Origin of the sequence: Nocardioides sp. zg-DK7169 (genome assembly GCF_013155365.1) — a bacterium.
Lineage (GTDB): Bacteria > Actinomycetota > Actinomycetes > Propionibacteriales > Nocardioidaceae > Nocardioides.
On the sequence record NZ_JABJRA010000009.1, the window covers coordinates 214,907 to 235,145 of the forward strand.

Annotated in this window: 20 protein-coding genes; 6 read left to right on the forward strand and 14 right to left on the reverse strand. The window is 73.1% G+C overall.

What is annotated here, in order from left to right:
* Window positions 1–23: 23 nt before the first annotated feature.
* Entirely contained in the window at window positions 24–1,019 is a 996-nt protein-coding gene (locus tag HOQ23_RS14905) for a stage II sporulation protein M (RefSeq protein WP_172215380.1), read from the reverse strand.
* Between the two features lie 23 nt (window positions 1,020–1,042).
* Between HOQ23_RS14905 and HOQ23_RS14910 the strand changes: the two genes are divergently transcribed.
* Window positions 1,043–1,852: an RDD family protein gene (locus HOQ23_RS14910; RefSeq protein ID WP_172215381.1), complete on the forward strand. Its 810-nt coding sequence runs from the start codon at window positions 1,043–1,045 to the stop codon at window positions 1,850–1,852.
* Between the two features lie 19 nt (window positions 1,853–1,871).
* On the opposite strand, the gene trmB is transcribed toward HOQ23_RS14910, so the two are convergent.
* Window positions 1,872–2,609, reverse strand: coding sequence for a tRNA (guanosine(46)-N7)-methyltransferase TrmB (trmB, locus tag HOQ23_RS14915; protein WP_367650509.1), 738 nt, complete (start codon window positions 2,607–2,609; stop codon window positions 1,872–1,874).
* A 37-nt stretch (window positions 2,610–2,646) separates the two neighbouring features.
* Here trmB and HOQ23_RS14920 point away from each other — a divergent pair, with 37 nt between their 5' ends.
* Both HOQ23_RS14920 and HOQ23_RS14925 read left to right on the forward strand, forming a co-directional pair.
* The gene (locus HOQ23_RS14920) at window positions 2,647–3,138 is read left to right on the forward strand and encodes an AraC family transcriptional regulator (protein ID WP_172215382.1); all 492 of its coding nucleotides are present in this window, start codon (window positions 2,647–2,649) and stop codon (window positions 3,136–3,138) included.
* Window positions 3,139–3,147: 9 nt separating this feature from the next.
* Window positions 3,148–3,591, forward strand: a complete 444-nt coding sequence (locus HOQ23_RS14925; RefSeq protein ID WP_172215383.1) for a VOC family protein — start codon at window positions 3,148–3,150, stop codon at window positions 3,589–3,591.
* A gap of 112 nt (window positions 3,592–3,703) precedes the next feature.
* Here the strand turns inward: HOQ23_RS14925 and tuf are convergent, their stop codons facing one another.
* From tuf to HOQ23_RS14960, 7 genes are all read right to left on the reverse strand, one after another.
* A complete protein-coding gene (tuf, locus tag HOQ23_RS14930) occupies window positions 3,704–4,897 on the reverse strand; it encodes an elongation factor Tu (RefSeq protein ID WP_153322086.1) in 1,194 nt (397 codons plus the stop codon).
* An 83-nt stretch (window positions 4,898–4,980) separates the two neighbouring features.
* Window positions 4,981–7,092 (reverse strand): elongation factor G, encoded by a 2,112-nt coding sequence (fusA, locus tag HOQ23_RS14935; protein ID WP_172215384.1) that lies wholly within the window; start codon window positions 7,090–7,092, stop codon window positions 4,981–4,983.
* 75 nt (window positions 7,093–7,167) lie between these two features.
* Complete coding sequence (gene rpsG, locus HOQ23_RS14940) at window positions 7,168–7,638, reverse strand: 30S ribosomal protein S7 (protein ID WP_172215385.1); 471 nt, start codon at window positions 7,636–7,638, stop codon at window positions 7,168–7,170.
* A 1-nt stretch (window position 7,639) separates the two neighbouring features.
* Entirely contained in the window at window positions 7,640–8,014 is a 375-nt protein-coding gene (gene rpsL / locus HOQ23_RS14945; protein WP_101526259.1) for a 30S ribosomal protein S12, read from the reverse strand.
* A gap of 187 nt (window positions 8,015–8,201) precedes the next feature.
* A complete protein-coding gene (locus tag HOQ23_RS14950; protein ID WP_253945538.1) occupies window positions 8,202–9,665 on the reverse strand; it encodes an MFS transporter in 1,464 nt (487 codons plus the stop codon).
* A 7-nt stretch (window positions 9,666–9,672) separates the two neighbouring features.
* Window positions 9,673–10,125, reverse strand: coding sequence for a MarR family winged helix-turn-helix transcriptional regulator (locus tag HOQ23_RS14955; RefSeq protein WP_253945539.1), 453 nt, complete (start codon window positions 10,123–10,125; stop codon window positions 9,673–9,675).
* A gap of 107 nt (window positions 10,126–10,232) precedes the next feature.
* Entirely contained in the window at window positions 10,233–11,666 is a 1,434-nt protein-coding gene (locus HOQ23_RS14960) for an NCS2 family permease (protein ID WP_172215387.1), read from the reverse strand.
* A gap of 46 nt (window positions 11,667–11,712) precedes the next feature.
* On the opposite strand from HOQ23_RS14960, the gene HOQ23_RS14965 reads away from it, so the two are divergent.
* Complete coding sequence (locus HOQ23_RS14965) at window positions 11,713–11,997, forward strand: DUF2530 domain-containing protein (RefSeq protein WP_367650510.1); 285 nt, start codon at window positions 11,713–11,715, stop codon at window positions 11,995–11,997.
* Window positions 11,998–12,053: 56 nt separating this feature from the next.
* On the opposite strand, the gene HOQ23_RS14970 is transcribed toward HOQ23_RS14965, so the two are convergent.
* Window positions 12,054–12,836, reverse strand: coding sequence for a DUF3027 domain-containing protein (locus tag HOQ23_RS14970; RefSeq protein WP_172215388.1), 783 nt, complete (start codon window positions 12,834–12,836; stop codon window positions 12,054–12,056).
* A gap of 116 nt (window positions 12,837–12,952) precedes the next feature.
* Between HOQ23_RS14970 and HOQ23_RS14975 the strand changes: the two genes are divergently transcribed.
* Complete coding sequence (locus HOQ23_RS14975; protein WP_172215389.1) at window positions 12,953–14,395, forward strand: MFS transporter; 1,443 nt, start codon at window positions 12,953–12,955, stop codon at window positions 14,393–14,395.
* Window positions 14,396–14,398: 3 nt separating this feature from the next.
* On the opposite strand, the gene HOQ23_RS14980 is transcribed toward HOQ23_RS14975, so the two are convergent.
* Together HOQ23_RS14980 and HOQ23_RS14985 are read right to left on the reverse strand one after the other, a co-directional pair.
* Window positions 14,399–14,794, reverse strand: a complete 396-nt coding sequence (locus tag HOQ23_RS14980) for a cold-shock protein (protein WP_172215390.1) — start codon at window positions 14,792–14,794, stop codon at window positions 14,399–14,401.
* 114 nt (window positions 14,795–14,908) lie between these two features.
* Window positions 14,909–16,357 (reverse strand): HAD hydrolase-like protein, encoded by a 1,449-nt coding sequence (locus HOQ23_RS14985; RefSeq protein WP_172215391.1) that lies wholly within the window; start codon window positions 16,355–16,357, stop codon window positions 14,909–14,911.
* A 166-nt stretch (window positions 16,358–16,523) separates the two neighbouring features.
* Here HOQ23_RS14985 and HOQ23_RS14990 point away from each other — a divergent pair, with 166 nt between their 5' ends.
* Window positions 16,524–18,674 (forward strand): S8 family serine peptidase, encoded by a 2,151-nt coding sequence (locus HOQ23_RS14990; RefSeq protein WP_172215392.1) that lies wholly within the window; start codon window positions 16,524–16,526, stop codon window positions 18,672–18,674.
* 3 nt (window positions 18,675–18,677) lie between these two features.
* On the opposite strand, the gene HOQ23_RS14995 is transcribed toward HOQ23_RS14990, so the two are convergent.
* Together HOQ23_RS14995 and HOQ23_RS21290 are read right to left on the reverse strand one after the other, a co-directional pair.
* On the reverse strand, window positions 18,678–19,580 hold the full coding sequence (locus tag HOQ23_RS14995) for an RDD family protein (RefSeq protein ID WP_172215393.1): 903 nt from the start codon (window positions 19,578–19,580) through the stop codon (window positions 18,678–18,680).
* A 10-nt stretch (window positions 19,581–19,590) separates the two neighbouring features.
* Window positions 19,591–20,239: FHA domain-containing protein (locus HOQ23_RS21290; RefSeq protein ID WP_172215394.1), on the reverse strand; the 649-nt coding region annotated here is incomplete at its 5' end.

Genomic DNA, 20,239 nt, shown 5'->3' on the forward strand with positions numbered 1-20,239 from the left:
CGCGGCCACCGGGCAGGGAACGCTCAGGCCTGGGTGGCCACCCGGTCCTCCAGCAGCGCGGCGTCCAGGTCGCCGGTGTGGCCGCGCGCGGCGGCCGCGCGTCCCAGGACGAAGACGTAGGCCAGGAAGAGCACCTCGGCGAGCACGCCGATCGCCACGCGCGCCCAGGTGGGCAGGCCCGAGGGGGTCACGTAGGCCTCGATCACGCCGCTGACGAACAGCACCACGACCAGTCCGAGCGCGACGGTGCCGGCCGTGCGGCCCTCCCGGGCGAGCGACTGGCTGCGCGACAGTGCCCCGGGCTCCACCCACGCCCAGAACAGCCGCAGCCCGACCCCGCCGGCGACGAAGACCGCGGTGAGCTCCAGCAGGCCGTGCGGGAGCAGCAGCCCCCAGAAGTGCTGGCCGTGCTCGTGGCGGTGCATGATCGAGCCGATCACGGCGAGGTTGGCGATGTTGGTGAACAGCAGGTACACCACCGGTAGCCCGAGGACCCCCAGCGCCAGGCAGAGCGCCGTCACCCAGGCGTTGTTGACCCAGACCTGGGCGGCGAAGTGGCTGGCGGCGTGCTCGCTGTAGTAGGCCTCGAAATCCTGCTCGACCAGCCGGTCCACCTCCGCCGGGCTCAGCATGCCCTGCTCGACCGCCGGGTTGCCCAGCAGCCACAGCAGCATCACGGCGGTGACCACCACGTTGGCGGCCAGGCAGCCCAGCCACCACCAGCGCAGCCGGTAGAGGGCCGCGGGGAACCGACCGGTGAGGAACCCGCCCACCGAGCGCCACGAGCCGGTGCGGGTGCCGACGATGCGCCCGCGTGCCCGGGCCAGGACCGAGGACAGGTGGGCGACCAGGCCGGGGTCGGGTGCCGAGGTGCGCACGACGGACAGGTGGGTGGCCACCTGCTGGTAGAGCTCCACGAGCTCGTCGCCGTCGGCGCCGGAGAGCCGGCGCCTGCCCACCAGCTCCTCGACGCGGCGCCACTCCTCGGCGTGGGCGAGCACGTAGGCGTCCAGGTCCACGGCGCCACCCTAGTCTGGGCGCCGTGACCGCCGACGAGCCCGCGACCCTGACCGACGACGACCTCGTCACCGGGGAGGCCGTCGCCCTCGACCTGCCGCCGGCCAGCCTCGCGCTGCGCATCGCCTCCGGGCTGATGGACGTCTCCCTGGCCGCGGTCCTGCTGGTCGCCGTGGGGCTGGTCGCCACGACCGCGACGCTGCGCACCGACGAGGCCCTCGCCTGGGTCGCGTTCATCGCCACGCTGGTGACGGTCCTGGTCGTCGTCCCGGCCGCGACGGAGACGCTCACCCGCGGCCGCACGCTCGGGAAGTGGGCGCTGGGCCTGCGCACGGTGCGCGACGACGCGGGCCCGATCTCCTTCCACCACGCGTTCGTCCGTGCACTGCTCGGCGTCGTGGAGGTCTACGCGCTCTCCGGCGCCCCGGCGTTCCTCTCCGCGCTGGTGAACGGCCGCGGCAAGCGGCTCGGCGACCATGCCGCGGGCACGTACGTCGTGCGCGAGCGGGTCCGCCTGCACCTGCCGCCACCGCCCGTGCTCCCGCCCGAGCTGGCCGGCTGGGCGCGGACCGCGGACATCCGGCCGCTGCCCACCGGGCTGGCCCTCGCGGTGCGCCAGTACCTCGGCCGCGCGGCCACGCTGACCCCGCCGGCACGCGCCGAGGTGGGCGGCCGGCTGGCCGGACAGGTGCTCGAGCGGGTCGCACCGCCCCCGCCGCCGGGCACGCCGCCCGAGGCGTTCCTCGCCGCCGTGGTCGCCACCCGGCGCGAGCGCGACACCGAGCGCCTGGCCCGCGAGGCGGCGCTGGTGCGGCGCCTCACCGGCCGCGGGTGAGCCGGGGCCGCGCGCTGCGTCAGTCGGCCACGCGCCGGTAGGCGAGGTCGATGATCGTGCGGCCGACCGCGAGGCCCTTGCGCTCGAACTTGGTGACCGGCCGTTCGGCCCAGCGCTCCACGACGCCGCCCTCGAGCGTGGGCTCGGCGTCGAGCACCTGGATCATCTGCTCGGCGTAGTCGGCCCAGTCGGTCGCCAGCCGCCAGGTCCCGCCGGGCACCAGCCGGGAGGCGGCCAGGCGGGCGAACTCGGCGTCGACCAGCCGGCGCTTGTGGTGGCGGGTCTTGTGCCACGGGTCGGGGAAGAACGTCCACAGCTCCTGCAGGCTGGCGGGCTCGATGAGGTGCTCCATCGTCCACACCGCGTCCACGCTGCACAGCCGCACGTTCGAAGCGCCGGCCTCGGCCACGCGCCACAGCGTGTCGGCCACACCGGGTCGCCACACCTCGAGCGCGAGCACGTTGATCTCCGGACGCGCCGCGGCCAGCGCCGCGGTCGCCTCGCCCACCCCGGAGCCGATCTCGACGATCATCGGGGCCTCGCGGCCGAACCACTGCGTCCAGGAGAACCCCGGCCGGTCGACGGCCTCGTCGGGCACCACCCAGTCCGCCTGGTGCGCGGCCCAGGCCGCGGCCTGGTTGGGGGTGAAGCGGTTCCCGCGCCGCGAGTAGCTCAGCACCTCCCGCATCCGGCGTCCGTCCTCGGTGAGCTTCAGGTGCGGGCGCGCGGGACGGACGGGTTCAACGGCATCGTTCACGGCCCCATTGTCGCCGGGGCGGCCTAGGATCGTGCGGGTGGCCCCCTCCCCCGGCCCGGCACCCCGCAGCGCGCCTCCCCGGACACAGCGCCGGGTCCCCGGCGACGTGCTGGTGCACCTGCGCCGCGCCCGCGACCACCTCGACCGGCACTTCGCCGGCGCGCTGGTCCTGGACGACGTCGCCCGGGTGGCGGGGATGAGCAAGTTCCACTTCCTGCGCTCGTTCGCCACGACGTACGCCACCACCCCCGCGGCCTACCTCGCAGAGCGCCGCATCGAGCGCGCCCAGGACCTGCTGCGCGCCACCAACCTCACGGTGACCGAGGTCTGCCACGCCGTCGGCTACACCAGCCTCGGCTCGTTCAGCAGCCGGTTCAGCGCGATCGTGGGCGAGTCGCCGAGCGCCTTCCAGCGCCGCTACGCCGTGACGGGGGCGCCGCGCATCCCCGGCTGCCACCTGTTCATGGCCGGTCTGGTCGAGCGCAGGAGCGCAATCCAGGAGAAGCCGCCGGGGTCTCCGGCTCCCTAGGCTCGGCCCATGATCACCAACATCTCGCTCGTGTCCGTGTGGGTGAAGGACATCGAGGCGTCCCTCGCCTTCTACACCGACGTCCTCGGCTTCACGGTCGGCGACGACCTCACGCTGGGTCCGGACTTCCGCTGGTGCACGGTCTTCCACCCCTCGCAGCCCGAGCTGCACCTGCACCTCACCACTCCCAGCGGCCCGCTGCCGGACTACCTGATCGAGGCGATGCAGCGCGCCCAGGCCGAGGGCGGCCTGCCCGGCGTCGGGCTCAACGTCGAGGACTGCCGCAAGGCCTACGAGGAGCTGTCCGCGAAGGGCGTGGAGTTCCTCCAGGAGCCCCAGGAGCGGCCGTACGGCGTGGAGGCCCTGATGCGCGACAACTCCGGCAACTGGATGGTCCTGGTCGAGCCGCGCGACTACACCCCCGAGGACTTCGAGGGCGTCGACATGTCCTGACCCGCTCGACGCCCGGCCCCGGCAGCCGGGGAGGCGGGTGAATGCAACAAGGCCCCGGACCGTGAGGTCCGGGGCCTTGCTGGTGGATCGACCGGTCAGAGACCGGCGGTGATCACTTGGTGATCTTGGTGACGCGACCCGCGCCGACCGTCCGGCCACCCTCACGGATGGCGAACTTCAGGCCCTCGTCCATCGCGATGGGCTGGATGAGCTCGACCGACATCTCGGTGTTGTCACCCGGCATGACCATCTCGGTGCCCTCGGGAAGGGTCACGACGCCCGTCACGTCCGTGGTACGGAAGTAGAACTGCGGGCGGTAGTTGTTGAAGAACGGCGTGTGGCGGCCGCCCTCCTCCTTCGAGAGGATGTAGACCGAGGCCTCGAAGTTGGTGTGCGGGGTGGTCGTGCCCGGCTTGATCACGACCATGCCGCGCTCGACGTCCTCGCGCTTGGTGCCACGGAGGAGCAGACCGACGTTCTCGCCCGCCTGGCCCTCGTCGAGGAGCTTGCGGAACATCTCGACACCGGTGACGGTGCTCTTCATGGAGCCCTCGCGGATGCCGACGATCTCGACCTCCTCGTTGACCTTCACGATGCCACGCTCGATGCGGCCGGTGATGACCGTGCCGCGACCGGTGATGGTGAAGACGTCCTCGACGGGCATGAGGAACGGCTTGTCCGTCTCACGGGCCGGGGTCGGGATGTACTCGTCGATCGCGTCCATGAGCTCGACGATGGAGTTCGCCCACTTCTCGTCGCCCATGAGGGCGGGGTGAGCAGCGATGCGAACGACCGGAACGTCGTCGCCCGGGAACTCGTACTCCGAGAGGAGCTCGCGCACCTCCATCTCGACGAGCTCGATGAGCTCCTCGTCGTCGACCATGTCGCACTTGTTGAGCGCGACCACCAGGGCGGGAACGCCGACCTGGCGGGCGAGCAGCACGTGCTCACGGGTCTGCGGCATCGGGCCGTCGGTCGCGGCAACCACCAGGATCGCGCCGTCCATCTGCGCGGCACCGGTGATCATGTTCTTGATGTAGTCCGCGTGACCGGGGCAGTCGACGTGCGCGTAGTGGCGCGACTCGGTCTGGTACTCGACGTGCGCGATCGAGATCGTGATGCCGCGCTGACGCTCCTCGGGAGCCTTGTCGATCTCGTCGAACGCCGAGGCAGCGTTGAGGTCGGGGTGCTTGTCGTGCAGCACCTTCGTGATCGCCGCGGTAAGGGTCGTCTTACCGTGGTCGATGTGACCGATGGTGCCGATGTTGACGTGCGGCTTGGTCCGCTCGAACTTCGCCTTAGCCACTGGGGGCTCCTCCTGGTGTGGTTGTTACTTGACTCGTACTTGCTGGGTGGTGGTGCCGAGGGTCCGCGTCGGTAGCCGGTTGGCTACTCGCCGCGCACCTTCTTGATGATCTCGTCGGCGATGTTCGTGGGAACCTCGGCGTACGAGTCGAACTCCATCGAGTACGACGCCTGACCGGAGGTCTTGGACCTCAGGTCGCCAACGTACCCGAACATCTCGGACAGCGGCACGAGGGCGTTGATGACCATGTCACCGTGCCGCTCCTCCTGCGCCTGGATCTGGCCGCGTCGGCTGTTGATGTCGCCGATGACCGTGCCGAGGAAGCTCTCCGGCGTGGTCACCTCTACGGCGAACATCGGCTCGAGCAGGACCGGCTTCGCCTGGCGGGCGGCCTCCTTGAAGGCCTGGTTGCCGGCGATCTTGAAGGCCAGCTCGGAGGAGTCGACGTCGTGGTAGGCGCCGTCCTCGAGCGTGAACTTCACGTCGACCATCGGGAACCCGGCGAGCACGCCGAACTCCATGGCGTCCTGGCCGCCCTGGTCGACGGAGGGGATGTACTCGCGGGGCACGCGGCCACCGGAGACGTTGTTGACGAACTCATAGCCCGCACCGGTGCCGGTCTCGGGGTCGATGTTCGGGCCGAGGGAGATGACGACCTTCGCGAACTGACCCGAACCACCGGTCTGCTTCTTGTGGGTGTAGCTGTGGTTCTTGACCTCGCGGCGCACGGTCTCGCGGTAGGCGACCTGCGGCTTGCCGACGGTGGCCTCGACGCGGAACTCGCGCTTCATCCGGTCGACGAGGATCTCCAGGTGGAGCTCGCCCATGCCGGCGATGATCGTCTGGCCGGTCTCCTCGTCGGACTTGACCGTGAAGGTCGGGTCCTCGTCGGAGAGGCGCTGGATCGCGGTGCCCAGCTTCTCCTGGTCGCTCTTCGTCTTCGGCTCGATCGCGACCTCGATCACGGGGGCCGGGAAGGTCATCGACTCGAGGACGACCTGGTTCGAGGAGTCACACAGGGTGTGGCCGGTCTTGGTGTCCTTGAGGCCCATGACGGCCACGATCTGGCCGGCGCCGACCGACGCGATCTCCTCACGCTTGTTCGCGTGCATCTGGTAGACCTTGCCGATCCGCTCCTTGCGGCCGTTGACCGAGTTGACCACGGACGCGCCGGCCTCGAGCTTGCCGGAGTACACCCGGACGTAGATCAGCTTGCCGAGGTGCGGGTCGCTGGCGATCTTGTAGGCCAGGCCGGAGAAGGGCTCGTCGTCGCTGGGCTTGCGGACGATCTCCTTCTCCTCGTCGCGCGGGTCGTGACCGACGATCGCGTCGATGTCGAGCGGCGAGGGGAGGTACTTGACGACCGCGTCGAGCAGGGGCTGCACGCCCTTGTTCTTGAACGCGGTGCCGCACAGGACCGGGTTGAGCTTGTCGGCGAGGGTGGCGCGACGGATCGCGGCCTCGAGCTCCTCGACGGTGAAGTCCTCGCCCTCGAGGTACTTCTCCATGATGGCGTCATCGGCCTCGGAGAGGGTCTCGAGGAGCTTCTCGCGGTACTCCGCGGCCTGCTCGGCGAGCTCGGCCGGGATCTCCTCGACCTCGTAGTCCTCACCCATCTTGGTCTCGCCGCGCCAGGTCAGGGCACGCATGCCGACCAGGTCGACGACACCGAGGAAGTCCGACTCAGCGCCGATCGGCAGCTGCAGGACCAGCGGGGTGGAGTTGAGGCGCTCGACCATCATGTCGACGCAGCGGAAGAAGTCCGCGCCGGTGCGGTCCAGCTTGTTGACGAAGCACATGCGGGGCACCGAGTACTTGTTCGCCTGGCGCCACACCGTCATGGTCTGCGGCTCGACACCGGCCACGCCGTCGAAGACCGCGACCGCGCCGTCGAGGACGCGCAGCGAGCGCTCGACCTCGGCGGTGAAGTCCACGTGCCCGGGGGTGTCGATGATGTTGATCTGGTGGTTCTTCCACCAGCAGGTCGTCGCGGCCGACGTGATGGTGATGCCGCGCTCCTGCTCCTGCTCCATCCAGTCCATCGTGGCGCCGCCCTCGTGGACCTCGCCGATCTTGTACGTGATGCCGGTGTAGAACAGGATCCGCTCGGTGGTGGTGGTCTTGCCGGCGTCGATGTGCGCCATGATGCCGATGTTGCGGACCTTGTTCAGGTCCGTGGTGATGTCGACTGCCACGTTAGTTCAGCGTCCCTTGAAAGAGTTGGATGGGCGGTGGAGCGAGGGCCGCCCGGAGCCGGCCCCCGCCCGTGGTCACCAGCGGTAGTGCGCGAAGGCCTTGTTCGACTCGGCCATCTTGTGGGTGTCCTCGCGCTTCTTCACAGCGGCACCGAGGCCGTTGGAGGCGTCGAGGATCTCGTTCATCAGGCGCTCGGCCATCGTCTTCTCACGACGGGCCTGGGCGTACCCGACGAGCCAGCGCAGCGCGAGCGTGGTGCCGCGCGTGCCCTTGACCTCGATCGGGACCTGGTAGGTGGCGCCACCGACGCGGCGGGACTTGACCTCGAGGGCCGGCTTCACGTTGTCCAGGGCACGCTTCAGCGTGACCACCGGGTCGGTGCCGGTCTTCTCGCGGCAGCCCTCGAGCGCGGAGTAGACGATGCGCTGAGCGACCTGCTTCTTGCCGTCCTGAAGCACCTTGCTGACGAGCTGGGTGACCAGCTGCGACCCGTAGACCGGGTCGACGTCGATCGGGCGCTTGGGAGCGGGACCCTTGCGCGGCATATCAGCTCTTCTCCTTCTTGGCGCCGTAACGGCTGCGGGCCTGCTTGCGGTTCTTCACGCCCTGGGTGTCGAGCGTGCCGCGGATGATCTTGTAGCGGACACCGGGGAGGTCCTTCACCCGGCCGCCGCGCACGAGCACGATCGAGTGCTCCTGAAGGTTGTGACCGACACCCGGGATGTAGGCCGTGACCTCGACGCCGCTCGACAGGCGCACACGGGCGACCTTGCGGAGGGCGGAGTTCGGCTTCTTCGGGGTGGTGGTGTAGACGCGGGTGCAGACGCCTCGGCGCTGCGGCGAACCCTTGAGGGCAGGCGTCTTGCTCTTCGACACCTTGTCCTGGCGGCCCTTGCGGACCAGCTGCTGAATGGTGGGCACCGGGTGGTTCCCCTTCTTTTTCGCTCTTCAGTACGTGGCACGGTGCCTCGCACGATGGAACTGCCGTGTCCGAGATGGTGCGGACCCAACCTCCGTCGCTCACCCCCGCGGTCGGGCGTGTCGCCCTTCCGTGGCACCTGGCACGGGGTGGTCACCCCATGGAGGATCGTGCGGCTTTGACGTGCGGTCAGGACGGCTGCCTTGCTGCCATTCGTTTCCGAGCACGCGCAACGGCCTGGTTGTCCCAGACACGGAGACCGAGATTACCCGCCGCCCGAACGGGGGTCAAAACGGTGACGGAGGGACCCGCGACACCCTCGCGGACGGCCACCGGGACCGGGCGCCGCGCCCGCTGGTCGGCGGACTTCTCCACCGGCCCGTCGAGCACCGCCGGGGACGGCCCCGAGCCCGGCCCGTCGTGGTCGTGGTCGTGACGGCGCTCGTTCATCCGGGCGAACACCAGGACCGCGAGCACCGCGCCGAGCAGCGTCATCACACCGCCGACCAGGAAGGTCCAGCGCGGCCCGAAGGTCTCGCCGATCCAGCCGATGATGGGCGAGCCGATCGGGGTGCCGCCCATGACGATGGTCATGTACAGCGCCACCGCACGGCCGCGCATCTCCGGCGGGGCCTCGAGCTGGATGGTGGCGTTGGCGGAGTTCAGCAGGGTCAGGGTGAAGAACCCGATCACCGGGGAGAACAGCGCGAAGGTCAGGTACGACGGGAGCATGCCGGCCACGATCGAGGCGACGCCGAACCCGACGGTCGCGAGCACCAGCAGGCGCAGCCGGATCTTGACCCGGCGCGCGGCCAGCAGCGCACCGGTCAGCGAGCCGACCGCCAGCGCCGAGCCGAGGATGCCGTACTCCCCCGCGCCCTTGCCGAACACCTCGGTGGCCATCAGCGCGGAGGTGATCTGGAAGTTCATGCCGAAGGTCGCGGCGAAGAAGACGAGGATCAGGACCAGCACCATGCGGGGCTGGCGGCGCACGTAGGCGACCCCGGCGCGCAGCGCACCGGACGTGCGCGCGACCGGCTCGGGAGTGGTGAGCAGCCGCGGGTCCATGCGCTGCAGCTGCCAGATCACCGCGAGGTAGGACAGCGCGTTGAGCAGGATCACCCAGCCGGTGGCAGCGGAGCCACCACCGAGGGCGCCGATCATCAGGCCGGCCAGCGCGGGCCCGACGAGGCGGGCGGCGTTGAACGTCGCGGAGTTGAGGCCGACGGCGTTGGCGAGGTCCTTGGTGCCGACCATCTCGGAGACGAAGGCCTGGCGGGCGGGGCCGTCGAAGGCCGAGCCGATGCCGAAGACGAACGCGATGAGGTAGACGTGCCAGGTCTGGGCGTGCCCGGTCAGGGCGATGAGGCCCAGCACGGTGGCCGCCAGCGCCATGGTGAGCTGGGTGACCTGGAGCAGGCGCCGCTTGGGGAACCGGTCCGCGATCACGCCCGCGTAGGGCGAGAGCAGGAGCGCGGGCAGGAACTGCAGGCCGGTGGTGATGCCGAGCGCGACGCCGCTTCCGCCGGACAGGCTGAGCACCAGCCAGTCCTGGGCGACCCGCTGCATCCAGGTGCCGACGTTCGACACCGCACTACCGGCGACGTAGCGCCGGTAGTTGGGATTGGCGAGGGAGCGGAACGTGGGGCTCAAGGCTGGGTCAGTCCTCCTGGGCGAGTCGGTGCAGGATCGGGGTGGCGCGACGCAGCACGTCACGCTCCTCCGCGCTGAGGGCGCGCAGGCGGGTGGCCAGCCACTCGTCGCGGCGGGCACGGTCGGCCAGGAGCGTCTCCCGGCCTCGGTCGGTCAGGCTGACCACCACCGCGCGCCCGTCGCTCTCGTGGGGACGGCGCACGACGTAGCCGTCGTCGACCAGGTAGTTCACGGTACGCGTCATCGTCGGCGCTTTCACGCGCTCGCGCACCGCGAGGTCGCCGACGGTGAGGTCGCCGAAGCGGTGCAGCCCGGCCAGGACGCCCATCGCGGTGAGGCTCAGGTCGTTCCCCGGGTCGCGCTCGACGGCCAGCCTGCGCCGCAGCCGCATCACGGCGAGGCGCAGCTCCGGGGCGAGCCCGGAACCGGCGCGAGGCTTCTTGTCCGTGGTGGCAGTCATCTGATGAGCATAAGTCATTACTGTTGCTAACTATTCCGCAAAGAGGAGGCCCGGCCCCGTGACGCGTGCCACGGGACCGGGCCTCGACGAGCCGGACCGACCGGAGGTCAGGTGAGCCAGTCGGTGATCGGGTTGATGGCGAAGTAGACGACGAAGAGCCCGGCCACGATCCACAGCAGCGGGTGCACCTCGCGCGCCTTGCCGAGCACCAGCTTGATCAGCACGAAGGAGATGAAGCCGGCACCGATGCCGACGCTGATCGAGTAGGTGAACGGCATCAGCACGACGGTGAGGAACGCCGGGATGGCGATCTCCATGTCGGTCCAGTTGATGTTGATGACCTGCTGCATCATCAAGAAGCCGACCAGGACCAGCGCCGGGACGGCGGCCTCGGACGGGATGGACTGGACGACCGGCGTGAAGAACGTCGCCAGCAGGAACAGCAGGCCGGTGACGACCGAGGCCAGGCCGGTGCGCGCGCCCTCTCCGACGCCCGAGGCGGACTCGACGTAGGAGGTGTTGGAGGAGACGCCACCGGCGCCACCGGCAATCGCGGCGATGGAGTCGACGATGAGGATCCGCTGGCTGTGCGGGGGGACGCCGTCGGCGTCGTTCAGGCCAGCCTCGGCGCCGATGGCGGTCATCGTGCCCATGGTGTCGAAGAAGTCGGCCAGCAGCAGCGAGAAGACCAGCAGCGCGGCGGCCAGGACGCCGACCGAGCTGAACGCGCCGAACAGTGAGAACTCGCCCAGCGTGGTCAGGTCGGGGAGGCCGACGAAGTCGTCGGGCACCGCCGGGATGCTCAGGCTCCAGCCGAGCTTGTTCCCGTCGCCGCCGAGCAGGGCCTCCAGCACGAACGCGGCCGCGGTGAGGACGACGATCGTGATCAGGATCGCGCCGCGGACCTCGCGCACCCACAGGGCGATCAGCAGCAGCACGCCGGCGGAGAAGAGCAGGACCGGCCAGCCCGACAGGCTGCCGCCCTCGCCGAGCTGCACCGGGACCGAGGTGCTCGCGACATCGGGGATGCGGGTGACGAACCCGGCGTCGACGAAGCCAATCAGCGCGATGAACAGGCCGATGCCGACCGAGATCGCGACCTTGAGCTGGTTGGGCACCGCATGGAAGACCGCACGCCGGAAGCCGGTGAGCACCAGCACCAGGATGATGATGCCCTCGAGCACCACCAGGCCCATCGCGTCGGCCCAGGTCGACTGGCTCGCGATCGCGACGCCGACGAAGGCGTTGAGGCCGAGGCCCGCGGCGAGCGCCAGCGGGAAGTTGGCCACCGACCCCATCAGGATCGTGAGCACGCCGGCGACCAGCGCCGTGGCGGCCGCGATCGCCGGGAGGTTGGAGCCGTCACCGGTTCCGCCACCGAGGAAGTTGCCCTCCGAGTCCGGGACGTAGCCCAGGATCAACGGGTTGAGCACCAGGATGTAGGACATCGTCAGGAAGGTCACGGCACCGCCGCGTATCTCCCGGCCGAGGCTCGAGCCGCGCTCGGAGATCTTGAAGTAGCTGTCGAGGGCTGAGGTCACGAGACCTCAGCATGTCAGATCCGGGCGTCCGGCTAACGTGGACTCCGTGGAACGGGACGACGAGCTGGCCGAGAAGCGCGAGATCGGGACGAGGACCTACCTCATCGCCGACGTGGAGCCGCTCGACGTCGACGGGGTGCGCACGGTCGCGGTGGGCACGGCGCTGTGGTTCATCGCCTTCGTGGCGCTGCTGCCGTTCTACGGCCCGCTCGCCGACCACGGCCGCACCTGGTGGCTGTGGACCTGTCTGGCCGGCTTCGGCCTGGGGCTGTGCGGCTATGAGTACTGCCGTCGCCGGCGCGCCGCCCACGAGGCGTCGCAGGCCGGCTGAGGCGACTCGCCGGCCGGCGCCGTCGACGGGGCCGCGAACGGCCCGTCGCGGACGGCTCAGAAGGTCTCGAGGTCCCTGGGCGCGATGGTGATCGTGTCGAGCACCGGCTCGGGCATCGGGACCGGCTCGTGCTTCTTGGCCAGGCGCACCTCGGAGTGGGCGCCGCAGCCGTGGTCGAAGGAGACCACGCGGCCGTCGTCGTTGGCGTCGCCGTTGGCGCACACGCCGAACTGCTCGGCGAGCGGTCCGCCCAGGCGCATCAGGAACCCGCAGGTCGAGCAGGAGTCCGGGGCCGCCTGGGCGATCGGCGAGGACGGGCCGCCGTCGCCGTCGTACCAGCGCTGGGCGGCGAGGTCGCGGCCCTCCGGGGAGAGCGTGCGGGTGCGCCCGGCGTACAGCTCCTGGGCGACCGCGCGGATCTGCGCCTTGGCGTCGGCGTCCAGCGGGTCGTCGCCGAAGGAGTACGTCGGGACCAGGCGCGGGTCGTCGTCAGGCACCGGCAGCAGGTCGCCGGGCGAGAGGTCACCGGGCTTGATCCGCTCGCGGTAGGGCAGCCACGGCGGCGCGACGATGGCCTCGTCGCCGGGGATCAGCACGATCTCGTCGATGGTCACGTGCTTTTGGCGCGGGGCCCGCGCGACGGTCACCGACCAGCGCCAGCCGACGTAGCCGGCCCGGGTGCAGGTGAACAGGTGGGTGACCACCCGCTCCCCCTCCGCGAGGGTGCCGAGGTGGGCTCCGACGTCGCCGGACTCGGTCTCGGCGAGGAGCGCGTCACGCGCGGCGTCGACCGCTGCAACGGCAGTGGCGTCGGGCCTGGGACGAGCGATCGTGGTCACGGCGCGTAATCATGTCTCATGCGGGGCCTGTCTGTCAGGTCGCCCCCGGACTCACCGGCACACGGGGTCGTGTCACTGCCCCCGCCCACCCGCCCGGACCGGGCAGGATGACCACCATGACCTCCACGCCTCCCGATCCCGGGGACGCTCCCGCCGACGCCGGCCACGGGGTGGGCCACGCCCTCGGCAACGGGGTGCGCACCACCGCGCACGGCGTCGCGGCGGCCGGGCGCGCGACCGCGCGCACCGGCCGGTTCGTGGGCCAGCAGGTCCGGCGCGCCGCCAGCGCGCAGGGCGCCGGCGAGTCCGGCCTGAACCGGCTGATGTACCTGCACTTCTTCAACACCGCCGGCGACGCCGCGGTGGCGATCTCGCTCGCGGGCTCGCTGTTCTTCCAGGTGCCCTCGGGCGAGGCGCGCGGCCAGGTCGCGCTCTTCCTGGCCCTGACGATGCTGCCGTTCGCGATCGTCGCCCCGCTGATCGGGCCGTTCCTGGACCGGTTCAGCTCGGGTCGGCGCTGGGCGATCGGCACCACGATGGCGGCCCGCGCGTTCCTGTGCTGGGGCCTCGCCGGCGCGGTCCACACCGAGTCGCCGTGGGTGTTCGCCGCGGCGCTGGGCGTGCTCGTGTCCTCCAAGGCGTACGGCGTGACGCGGGCGGCCGCGGTCCCCCGCCTGCTGCCGCGCGGCTTCACCCTGGTCCGCGCCAACGGCCGGGTCTCGCTGTCCGGGATCATCGCGACGGCCGTGTCCGCGCCGATCGCGGGGCTCGCCTCGCTCGCGGGCTCGCAGTGGTCGCTGCGCTACGCGTTCGTGCTGTTCACGATCGCCACGATCTGCGCGATCCGGCTGCCCGAGCGCGTCGACTCCAGCGCCGGCGAGGGCACCCTGGTGCTGCGCGGCGAGACCGTCGCGGCCACGCCGCCGGGGCGCCGCCAGCGCACCCGGATCCCGGCGCCGGTGGCGTTCGCGCTGCGCACCAACTGCGGGCCGCGGTGGCTCTCGGGGTTCCTCATCATGTTCATGGCGTTCCTGCTGCGCGAGAACCCGCCGGACAGCGGGCTGCGCGCGGAGATCCTGATCGGCCTGGTCGTCGGCGCGGCCGGCGTCGGCAACACCCTGGGCGTGGCGGCCGCGGCGCTGCTCAAGCGGATCAACCCGTCGGTCGCGGTGGTCGTCGCGCTGCTGGCCGACGTGGCCGCGGCGTTGCTCGCCTGGAGCTTCTACGGCGTCGTGACGCTCGCCGTCCTGGGCCTGACCGCGGGCTTCTCCCAGACCCTGGCGAAGTTCTGCCTGGACTCCACGATCCAGCGCGACGTGCCGCCGCAGGTGCAGGCCAGCGCGTTCGCGCGCAGCGACACCCTGCTCCAGCTGGCCTGGGTGCTGGGCGGGTTCGTCGGCATCGTGCTGCCCCTGGAGCCGGCCCGGCTCGGGCTGGGCGTCGCCGCGGTCGTGCTCGTCGCGTGGACGGCGTACGTGCTCAGCTCGCGCACCCGCAAGGTGCCGATGGGCGTGCGGACCCGGCCCGCCGAGGAGCCGGCGGGCCGCAGCGCCGGCTGAGGCTCAGAGCTCCAGCTGGTCGGCGAGCGCGCGCAGCAGCTTGGCCACCGGCGCGGCGGTCCGCGAGTCGGGGTGGCGACCGTGGCGGTAGGTCTCCCCGATGCCGTCGAGGACCCGGATCAGGTCCTCCACGATCGGGACCATCTCCTCGGGCTTGCGGCGCGAGGCGTTGCGCTGGTTGCGCGAGACCGAGGCGGGCGCGTCGAGGACGCGCACCTGGAGGGCCTGCTCGCCGCGCCGGCCCTGGGCGATGCCGAACTCCACGCGGGTGCCCGCCTTGATGGTGGTGACGCCGGGCGGCAGTGCCTCGGCGCGGACGTAGACGTCCGCCCCCTCGTCCTGGGACAGGAAGCCGAAGCCCTTCTCGGCGTCGTACCACTTCACCTTGCCAGTGGGCACGGTCAGACCTCTTCTGCTGGGCGAGCGCCCGGGCGGGGCCGGGTGCGGGATCGCACAGCCTATGTGTGCTGCGCGGGACGCACCACCGCGACGTCCCGGTCCGGGACCCCCCGATCAGGACCGGTGTCCGGGGTCGAGTGCCTCGTTCATCGATCCCGAGCGGAAGCCCCGCGGGTCGAGGGCGGCGTCGGCGAACCCGGCCGCGCGCACGGCGGCCAGCACCCCCGCCTCGAGGGCCGGGGCCAGGGGCAGCAGGGCGGCGTCGACCTCCACCGAGGCCCGCTCCCCCAGGTCGCGGACCCGCAGGTCGCGCAGCGCTACGTCGTGCAGCGCGGCGCGGGCCGCCGCCTCCGCCCGCTCGACGCGCGCCAGCCGGTGCGGGGTGATCTCCACGCCGTAGGCCACCCGGGAGGACAGGCACGCGGCGGCCGGCTTGTCCCAGGTGGGCAGCCCCCAGCGGCGCGACGCCGCCCGCACCTGCTCCTTGGTCAGCCCCGCGTCGCGCAGCGGGGTCACCGCGCCGCGCTCGGCGGCGGCCCGGATGCCGGGGCGGAAGCCCGCGACCGCGTCGTCGGCGTTGGTGCCGGTCGCGACGGCGGCCAGCCCGCGCTCGTGCGCGAGCGGGACCAGCACGTCCAGCAGCTCGGCCTTGCAGAACGCGCAGCGGTCGCCCTCGTTGGCGCGGTAGCCGCCGCGGTCGAGCTCGTGGGTCTCGGGGGTCAGCAGCTCCACCCCGAGCTCCTCGGCGAACGCGCGGGCCGGGTCGCGCTCGGCCTGCGGCAGGGAGTGCGAGAGCCCGGTCGCGGCGACCACCCGGTCCGGGCCGAGGGCGCGCACCGCGGCGGCGAGCAGGAGGGCGCTGTCGGCTCCCCCGCTGAAGGCCACCAGCAGCGAGCCCCGCGCACGCAGGTCGGCCTCGAGCGCGGCCAGGCGGGTGGTGAGCAGGTGCTCCTCCAGCCAGGCGGGGAACTCGCCCAGGTCGTCGAGGACCACGTGGGTGCCGGCCTCGAGCAGCTCCTCGCGGGTGCACCCGCCGGTCAGCACCGACACGCTCGTCACCCCGGCGGCCAGCGCGCCCTCCACGTCGTGGACGTGGTCGCCGACGTAGACCGACGCGCCCTCGCGCTGCAGCACCGCCGCCTTGCCGACGCCCCACACCCACCCCTCGAGCACGTCGACGTCGAGGCCGAGGTGGTCGACGTGGAGGCGGGCGTTCTCGGGGAACTTGCCGGTGACCACCACGGTGCGCCCGCCGTGGCGTCGTACGGCGGCGAGCGCCTCGTGGGCGCCGGCGAGGGCGGGCACCGAGGCGATCGCGTGCTCGGGGTAGATCGCGCGGAAGCGGTCCCCGGCGGCCGGGACCGTCTCGGGCGGCAGGTGCGGGGCGAGCAGGTGCTCCAGGGGCGGGCCCAGGCGCCGGGTCATCTCCGCCACGGGGAGGTCCACGCCCAGCTCGGCGCCGAGCGCGGTGAGGACCGCCGAGAAGCCGGGCACGGTGTCGATCAGGGTCAGGTCGAGGTCGAACCCGACGACGAGGCGGGCGGGCTCCGGCGTCGCGGTCATGGCGCAGAGCGTAGGCAGACGTTTGTCAGCACGGCCACCGGTCGGCCAGTCTGTGGGCCCGGGGCCCGAGGTGGGCACTGGGAGGGACGAGAGAACCGAGCCGGGAGTCGAGATGGGCAGCAGGCGCACGCGGGCGACGACGCGACGGGCACGTCGCGCGCCGGGTGTGCGTCGCGGGCCCCTCTCCGCGCTGCTCGCGGCCGGTGTGGCCGTCGGGGTCGCCGTCTCCTCGTTGGTCGTGTCGCACCCCTCCTCCGCGTCGCGGGCGCCCAGCCCCGCGGAGGGCGGCGAGGCCCGCCTGCACCTGGTGGCCCTGACCGGGCCCGGGTCGGCCGCCGCCGACCGGCTCTTCCCCACCGGCCCGGCCCGCGAGCTGGCCCGCCAGCAGCGGCTGCTGGAGCGGGTGGGCGCCCCCGAGCCCGTCTACCGCTGGACCACCGCGCTCAGCGGGGTCGCGGTCGAGCTCACCGACACCCAGGTGCGCGCGCTGCGCGCCGACCCCGACGTCGCCCTCGTCGAGCCCGACACCGTGCGCCCGCTGGCCGGCCTGCGCGCCGCGGCCACCGCGACGGTGCCCGGCGTACCGCCCGCGGGACGTGACACCGGCGGGGCCGGCACCGTCATCGGGCTGGTCGACAGCGGCCTGCACCCGGACGGCCCCGTCTTCTCCGGCTCCCCCGGCCTGGGCCGCGCGCCCCGCGACTTCCGCGGCACCTGCGAGACCGCACCGGACTGGGACGCCTCCGCATGCACCGACAAGGTGCTCGCCGCCCGGTGGTACCTCGAGGGCTTCGGCCGTGACCGGCTGCGCGCGGCCTCCTCGCTGTCCCCGCGCGACGACCACGGCCACGGCACCCGCTCGGCCTCCGTCGCGGCGGGCAACAGCCACGTGACGGTGCGGGTGGGGGACGAGGACCTCGGTACGCACTCCGGCGCCGCGCCGCAGGCCCGGCTCGCGATCTACAAGGCCTGCTGGACCGCGCCGGACCCCGCCGACGACGGCTGCGCGAGCTCCGACCTGGTCACCGCGATCGACCAGGCCACCGCCGACCGGGTCGACGTGCTCAGCGTCGCCGTCGGCGGTGCCCCCGGCCCCGACGTGGTCGAGCTCGCGCTGCTCGGCGCGGCCGAGGCCGACATCGTGGTGGTCGCCGCCGCGGGCAACGGCGGCTCCCGCTCGTGGGCCGCGCACCCCTCCCCCTGGGTCACCACCGTCGGCGGCACCGCCGGCGTGCAGCGCCGCGGCCGGGTCGCCCTGGGCGACGGCGGCCCGGTGCTCGGCGGCGCGATGGCCTCCCGCCGCCCGGTCGGGCCGGCCCCGCTGGTGCGCGCCGCCGACGTGCCCGCCCCCGGCGTCCCCCGCGACCGGGCCCGCCAGTGCGCCCCCGGCAGCCTCGACGCCGCGCAGGTGCGCGGCGCGATCGTCGTGTGCGACCGCGGCCTGGTCGGCCGCGTCGACAAGTCCGCCGCCGTCGAGCTGGCCGACGGGGCCGGCATGGTCCTGCTCAACACCGGCCGCGGCTCGGTGGACGCCGACCTGCACAGCGTGCCGACCGTGCACCTCGCGCAGCGCGACGCCGAGCGGCTGCGCACCTGGGTCCGCGGCCACCGCGGGGCGCTCGTGACCCTGCGCCCCGACGGCCACCGCCAGCCGCGCGCGAAGGTCGCCGGCTTCTCCCCTGGCGGGGACCCCGCCGCCGCGTTCCTCAAGCCGGACCTGCTCGCCCCCGCCACCGGGGTGCTCAGCGCCGTACCGCCGCGGACGCGCGCGGAGCGCTGGGACTTCGCGAGCGGTACGTCGGTGGCCACCGCCCACACCGCCGGTGTGGCGGCCCGGCTGCGGGCGCGGCGCGACTGGTCGGCCGCGGCGGTCCGCTCCGCCCTGGCCACCACCAGCACCCCGGTCTCCGGGTCGGTGCTGCGCACCGGTGCCGGGCGGCTGCGCCCCGAGCTCACGTCGCGCCCGGGCCTGGTGCACGACGTCGACCCGCGCGACTACCGCCGCTGGCTCGAGGGGTCGCTGGGCCGCGAGCTCAACACGCCCTCGGTGCTCCTCCACGAGGGGCGCGACGTGGCCCGGCGCACGATCACCAACGTCGGACGGCAGGCGCTGTACTTCTCCTCCTCCGCCTCCGGCTTCGAGCACTACGACGTGCGGGTCACGCCCGCCGCGGTGCGCCTGGCGCCCGGGGAGTCCGCGACCTACACGGTGCGGGTGAGCGGCCCCGCGGGCGCACGCCCGGCCGACGACGGCGTCGTCACCTGGCGCGGCGCCACCGGCACCCGCACCCGGGTCCCGGTGCTCATCACCCGCTGACGGCTACGCCTCGCGAGTCACCTCCATCACCCGCTCGCCGAAGCAGACGCGGTCGTGCGCCAGCAGCGTGGTCGCCCGTCCCGGGACGAGCTCGCGCCGGGCCCGGCCGCGCACCAGCACCGTGCCGTCGCCCGAGCCGCGGTCCATCACCACCAGGGTCCGCCCGGCCACCACCTGGAGCTGGGCGTGGGTGCCGGTCGCGACGCCGTCGAAGCCGCGGGTCACCCGCCGCTGCACCGGCTCCCCGCGGGCCGGCTCAGGAGCACGCCCGAGGAGGGTCAGGCCCTCCACCAGGAACGTCTCGCCGGTGTCGAAGCGGACCCGCCAGCGGGCTGCCGGGCCTCCCGGGGCAGGAGCCTCGGAGGCGTCGGCGTCGGGGGCAGCGGGGGCGGGCAGGAGCTGCTGGGTGGTCAGGTTGAGCAGCTCGGGCGGCGCGGGGGCCGGCTCCGGTTCCCCACCGGTCGCGGTGCGCACGTCGAGGACCGCCGAGCCCACGCGCCGGTCGTGCCAGCCGCGCCGTCGCCCGGCCGGGTCGAGGAGAGCGGTCCACGCGAGGACCGCGAGCCCGGTCCCCAGGGTCGGGACGCCGACGCCCGCCACCAGCGCGGCGCGCAGGAGGGCGTCGCGCGCCCCGAGCGGGCCGGCGCCGTCCGCACGCAGCACCCGGATCCCGAGCGCTGCGCGTCCCGGCGAGGCGCCGGTCAGCCCGAGCGCCACCGCGACGAGCACCGCTCCCGCGACCAGCACCGCGGCGGCGAGTCCGAGGCCGACCGGGAGCCCGAGGCCGGCGGACCACCCGGCGTACGCCACGGCCGCGGCCGGCAGGCCCACCGCGACCAGGTCGAGGAGCGCGGCGTGGAAGCGGCGCTCGAGCCCGGCCGGCGGGCAGCGGGTCAGGTCGCGCACGGCGGCACCGTCAGGGGGTGGTGACCTGGATGGTGACGCCGTCGCCGAGGTCGATCAGCGAGCCGGGGACCAGGCGTGCGGAGATGCCCGGCTGGAGCGCCTCGGGAGGCAGCCCGGGACGGGCGAGCACGCTGCCGTTGGTCGAGCCGAGGTCGGTCACGACCGCCGAGCCCATGTCGGCCCCCGCGCCCGGGCTCACCTCGAGGTGGGTCGCGGAGATCTCCTGGTGCGGGCTCGGCACGGTCACCAGGCGCGCGTCCTCACCGCCCGCCACGCGCCGGGCCTCGGGCGCCCGCCCGATCAGGACCGGTCGGTCCACGTCGACCACGGTGCCGTCGGAGACCACCAGGCGGGCCACCACGGGGCTCGGGGCGGTGACGGGCTCCGGCCCCGGCGGCGGGGTGCGCCCGTGGCGGCCCAGGTCGTAGCGCTCGTCGGCACCGGTGGCCCAGCCGATCGGCGCGCCCGCGGGCGGCGTGGTGGGCACGGGCGAGGGCCCGCCCATCGGCGGCGGGGGCACCGGCGGGAGGTCGGAGACCGCGGGAAGGTACGTCGTGGGCGCCTCCGCGTCGCCGAACGGCGGGGGCGGGGGGCTCGTCGGCGGGGTCGCCGGAGGCGGGGGCGGCGGGGTCGCGGGTGCGGCCGGCGGGGCGGGCGGG

What these genes read in the sequence shown, in the direction of transcription:
- rpsG (WP_172215385.1), bottom strand. Translation starts at nt 7,638, where the DNA reads ATGCCGCGCAAGGGTCCCGCTCCCAAGCGCCCGATCGACGTCGACCCG.
- HOQ23_RS14925 (WP_172215383.1), top strand. Translation starts at nt 3,148, where the DNA reads ATGATCACCAACATCTCGCTCGTGTCCGTGTGGGTGAAGGACATCGAG.
- HOQ23_RS14975 (WP_172215389.1), top strand. Translation starts at nt 12,953, where the DNA reads ATGACCTCCACGCCTCCCGATCCCGGGGACGCTCCCGCCGACGCCGGC.
- HOQ23_RS14955 (WP_253945539.1), bottom strand. Translation starts at nt 10,125, where the DNA reads ATGACTGCCACCACGGACAAGAAGCCTCGCGCCGGTTCCGGGCTCGCC.
- HOQ23_RS14985 (WP_172215391.1), bottom strand. Translation starts at nt 16,357, where the DNA reads ATGACCGCGACGCCGGAGCCCGCCCGCCTCGTCGTCGGGTTCGACCTC.